The sequence below is a fragment of the Aetokthonos hydrillicola CCALA 1050 genome (assembly GCF_017591665.1).
GTDB lineage: Bacteria > Cyanobacteriota > Cyanobacteriia > Cyanobacteriales > Nostocaceae > Aetokthonos > Aetokthonos hydrillicola.
In genome coordinates this window covers 1-1,562 of the sequence record NZ_JAAKGC010000379.1, presented here as the reverse complement: position 1 = coordinate 1,562, position 1,562 = coordinate 1, and the positions used below count along the sequence as shown (strand labels likewise).

Genomic DNA, 1,562 nt, shown 5'->3' with positions numbered 1-1,562 from the left:
GATTATGAACACTTTTATCGTCAAATGTATACCCTACAAGGATTATAGACGTTGGAAGGATAATATTGCCAATGTCAATAGGAAGCATAAGCACGTAAAAACGGCAATATTATGGTTCCACCGACAATTTGCTTGTTTGCAGTTCGAAGCGTTTATGTTTGCAGTTTCTTACACCTATTGGGATATTCCGCTCAATGAAAATCTCCCCAAACCCGTCATAGATTTACCTATCCCCAATCAAAATAACGAAAATCCAGTCTCCACAGAAGATGGTAGCTTCTCACTCACTGAACCTCCAAAAGGGAAACCGAAAGGGAGGAGGAAGAAGTGAGCAAGACAGGGAGTTTTCAGTTAAGTGTTGTTGATTATGATCTAGTGCTGAAATATTGCTAAGAGTTCCTCGCGCGACAATTCAATGCACAAGCGAGTGTATTCTTCTGGTGGTAGCTCTAGTATCCGTTCAACTATGCTAGATAACTCCTGATCTAAAGAACCAAAACGAACTTTGAGCAAATTTTCCACAACTTGGCGCTGTCCTTGGTGTACCCCTTGTTGTACCCCTTGTTGTAACCCTTGCTCTAAACCTCTTTGTAATCCTTGCTGTAGTGTTTTTTGCTCCCACTCTAAGTAGGCTTGTGATAAGTTCATAATCAACTCCTGGTCATCGTCAGTTAAATCTTGGTTATCTTGGTTGAAGGTGGTGATCCGCCAGCTTGCTAGCAGTTGTTGAACGTTTAGACGAAATTGGCTATCTTTGGGAAATGCGAGTAACTCACTAATTGCTTGGCGTTGAACTTCGCCTTTACCTAAAATTCTCAGCAGAAGTGTTTCTTGTGTTATCGGTAATTGATTAATCGCCACAATCACAGTTCTCCAAGATTCACCGCAAAAATACACTCCTGGTAACCAATTCTCTAATTCTAGTCTACCGTTAAACCCCTCTAGAAAGGCTTGTGATGCTGAAGGTGCTAGTATCCACAGACGTGGTAAATCTTCTTCTGGTAAAGAAATATCTTCTCGTTTCGCTTTACGCTCCAATTGCGCCAAGTAAGAAAATAGCTTGATTGCACAGTGTCGCACTTGTGTTTTGCTGGGTTGATTGCGATATGGCTCAATCAAACAGACATTTTGTGCAATTTTACCGAGTAAGCCTAGAGTTCGTAATTCGGTATTGGCTGGAGGTACAGGGGAAAACAAAATATCTACTTGGCGAACTTCGTCAGTGACTTCCCGGCTGATTTCTACTTTACCGAAAGGTGAGAGGTTTACTAAATTTACAAAAACTTAGCTAGAATTGTCTAGAATTCTTTATTGTAGATAACTTTATGCGGTGGAAGGCAGCAGAATTGGTGAAATTAATTGGTGTATCACCTTCTACCTTGAGACGCTCTTAAACTGAAGGTAAACTCACAAACTCCTAGGCAAATATAAAGATAAAATTAAATTAATTGCCAATGGCGATGCTCCTTGGAAATACCTAGAAATTTGTGTTATGGTTGCTCGAATAGAGAAATTTGATTAGATTCAGTTATGTTTTCGCTCAAAAGAGAACTAAAATTGAA

At 39.9% G+C, this 1,562-nt stretch carries 2 protein-coding genes; one reads left to right on the top strand and one right to left on the bottom strand.

The features are described 5' to 3' along the window. On the top strand, nucleotides 1-331 hold a 331-nt coding region (locus G4P69_RS38100; protein ID WP_208355160.1), incomplete at its 5' end, for a hypothetical protein. 41 nt (nucleotides 332-372) lie between these two features. On the opposite strand, the gene G4P69_RS38095 is transcribed toward G4P69_RS38100, so the two are convergent. Beyond that, nucleotides 373-1,197, bottom strand: coding sequence for an RpnC/YadD family protein (locus G4P69_RS38095; protein ID WP_243903192.1), 825 nt, complete (start codon nucleotides 1,195-1,197; stop codon nucleotides 373-375). Nucleotides 1,198-1,562 lie beyond the last annotated feature (365 nt).